The organism is Bradyrhizobium sp. P2_E8, assembly GCF_056403875.1.
On sequence record NZ_JBFUES010000973.1, the window covers coordinates 1 to 2,748 of the forward strand.

Genomic DNA, 2,748 nt, shown 5'->3' on the forward strand with positions numbered 1-2,748 from the left:
GAAGAAGGCGGTGCCGTTCTGGAGCGAGGCCATGATCTGCATGTCGACCATGCGCGTCTCGCGGTCGAGCAGCCGGCGCACCCAGACCTCGCGATAACGGTTCATGCGCGCCGACAGGCTGTCGCGGCCATAGGCCGAATGTTCCAGGGTCAGGGCATAGACCAGCCATTCGACGATGAAGAAGCCGACGGCGGTGATGTCGACCCAATGCCTGCTCATGTCTCTCTCCTCGCGAGCATCGCAACGATTGCCACGCAAGGCCGGGCGCAGCAACGATTGATTGACGGCAGGCGATGGCGCTAAAAGCAGCCGCATGCAGAGGACTTGGGAAGGACCAGTGACATGGCTGCACTAAAACTTGCCATCGGCAACAAGAACTACTCGTCATGGTCGATGCGGCCCTGGCTCGCGCTGCGCGCCAATGACATCCCGTTCGTGGAGACCATGATCCCGCTCTACACGGATAACCCCGCGGACAAGGAGCAGATCCTGTCCTTCAGCCGCGCCGGCAAGGTGCCCGTGCTGGTCGACGGCGACACCACGGTGTGGGATTCACTCGCGATCATCGAATACATCGCCGAGCGCTACCCGGAAGTGAAGCTGTGGCCCGATGATGCCGCCGCTCGCGCCCATGCCCGTTCGGTGTGCGCCGAGATGCATTCCGGCTTCGTGCCCCTGCGCAGCGAATGCGGCATGAACCTGCACCGGCCGATCCGCCCCGTGACGTTGTCGGCCGATGCGAAGGCCAACGTTGCGCGCATCGAGGAGATCTGGCGCGAGTGCCGGGCGCGCCACAGTGCCAACGGACCGTTCCTGTTCGGCCGCTTCGGCGCGGCGGATGCGATGTATGCCCCGGTCGTGCACCGCTTCCGCTCCTATGCGATCGACGTCGCGCCGGATACCAAGGCGTACATGGAAACGATGATGGCGCTGCCGGCATTCCAGGAATGGACCCGCGAGGGCCTTGCCGAGACGCTTGTCATCGCGAAGTTCGAGGACGCGTAACCCGCGAATGTGATCGGGYGCCGCTTGACGATACGCCAGCCGGCGGCGCTCAATCGTGATGGAGCTGCGGCTTGGAAGAGGGCACGCCATGGGAATCCTGGACTCGCTGGAAAACAACCCCGCGCTCCGCAGCGCGCTCGGCCAGCTCGGCGCCGCCGTGCTGCCGGCCGTCTTGAGCGAGGTGCTCGGCAGCAACAACCAGGGCGGCCTCAGCGCGATCGTCGCCAAGCTTCAGCAGGCCGGGTTCGGTGACCAGGTCAAATCCTGGCTCGGCAACGGCCAGAACCTGCCGATCTCGGCGGACCAGCTCCGCGCCGTGCTCGGCAACGACACCGTCCGCCAGCTGGCTGCGCGCTACAACATCCCGGTCGACCAGCTGGGCCAGATCCTGGCCCAGGAGCTGCCCAAGGCGGTGGATCAGGCGAGCCCGCAGGGTCATTTGCCCCATACCGCCTGAAGCCCGGTTCCCGCGGTATTTACCGTGACCCGTTGTTCCCGTTATCGTCCTGAAAAGACTTCAAGATTGGTGTGTTGCCATGCTCGGATGAGGCTGGCCAAAAACGCCGCATGCGTGCTATATAGGTTGCTGGGTTTCCGGCCGGCCATCGCAGTGGGACCATGGGCGAGGCAGGCGTTGTTTGAGTAATGGAGAGGGTGTTGAAGCACAAATTCCCCGTTGGAACGCGCGTATTGTTCACGGCCAGCAACGTTGCGCGCCCGGCTGCCAGCGGCTCGTACGAAATCATCCGCCTGCTGCCGACGGAAGGCGACGACTGCCAGTACCGGATCAAGAGCTCGACCGAGGCCTTCGAACGGGTTGCCAAGGAAAGTCAGCTCGCGCTCTCCTGAAGCGCCGCCACCGCCCATTGATGTCGCGGACGAATTTGCTCCGCTCGCCGTCAAAAGGCCCGCTTCACCTTCACAAGGTGGGCCGGGGGCAGTTGCCGACTCGCGGTGCTCGCTTTGACCATTCGCTCGTTGCTCGCGTGAGGGGACGTCGCGCATGAACTGGGCATGGGCCTCGTCGCTCGACGAAATCTGGCGCTCGTCGGCCTTTCCGATGTGGATGACGCTGGCGGCTGCCGGCTTCTTCGGATTCATACTGCTGGTCACGCTGCTGCGCGCCGAGAGATCGCTCGCCAACGGTGCGCTGACCGTCATCACGCTGCTTGCCATTGCCATCGCGGTGGCTGCCACGGTGCGCGCCTATGGGCCGGCGGGGCAGGCAGCTCCCGCCGAGGCGCGCGCGCAGGCCGGTTTTATCGTGAGCCTGCCGGCGCTGTCCTGCCTCGACGATCTCGCCGGCGATGCGGTGGCCGTTGGCTGCGAGAAGGCGCTGTTCGGCTCGCCGGATGCGGTGGCCGCCGCCGTCTCCTACACCGCCGTCAGGATCGACCGGCTGACCGCGCTCGGCGATGCCGCGACCGTCGACAAGAGCCTGACGCTAGACATGAAGGTGCTGCGCAAGGCACTGGAACGCGATCGCTACGGCCTCGTCGCGCAGGTGCTGATCGCCCGCGACGGCTGCACCCGGTTCGATTGCGCCGCCTTCCGTTCGCTGACCGATCAGCAGCAGGTCGTCGCCAACATGGACTCCCATCTCTACGACATGCTGGTCGCGCGCTATGTGCCCAGCTGGAACGCGCCCGCAGCGGCAGCATCGGCCGTGCCGGCCGCAGGTGCGCTCGCCGCGCTGCCGCCGTCGATGCCGACGGGCAAGCCGACCAACGCTGAGTTCCCGAG

Annotated in this window: 5 protein-coding genes; 4 read left to right on the plus strand and 1 reads right to left on the minus strand. The window is 65.5% G+C overall.

Annotation, left to right across the window (positions count from 1 at the left end; translation table 11 throughout):
* Positions 1-219: DUF599 family protein (locus tag AC1D00_RS35215; RefSeq protein WP_477013841.1), on the minus strand; the 219-nt coding region annotated here is incomplete at its 3' end.
* A gap of 123 nt (positions 220-342) precedes the next feature.
* Here AC1D00_RS35215 and AC1D00_RS35220 point away from each other — a divergent pair.
* The 4 genes from AC1D00_RS35220 to AC1D00_RS35235 all read left to right on the plus strand — a co-directional run.
* Positions 343-1,005, plus strand: coding sequence for a glutathione S-transferase family protein (locus tag AC1D00_RS35220; RefSeq protein WP_135177290.1), 663 nt, complete (start codon positions 343-345; stop codon positions 1,003-1,005).
* Between the two features lie 88 nt (positions 1,006-1,093).
* A complete protein-coding gene (locus AC1D00_RS35225; RefSeq protein ID WP_028171531.1) occupies positions 1,094-1,462 on the plus strand; it encodes a YidB family protein in 369 nt (122 codons plus the stop codon).
* Positions 1,463-1,650: 188 nt separating this feature from the next.
* Positions 1,651-1,854 carry a hypothetical protein gene (locus AC1D00_RS35230; RefSeq protein ID WP_011087923.1) on the plus strand — a complete coding sequence of 68 codons (204 nt, stop codon included), beginning with the start codon at positions 1,651-1,653 and terminating at the stop codon, positions 1,852-1,854.
* A 154-nt stretch (positions 1,855-2,008) separates the two neighbouring features.
* Positions 2,009-2,748 (plus strand): hypothetical protein (locus AC1D00_RS35235; RefSeq protein ID WP_477013842.1); only part of this gene is annotated, 740 nt, incomplete at its 3' end.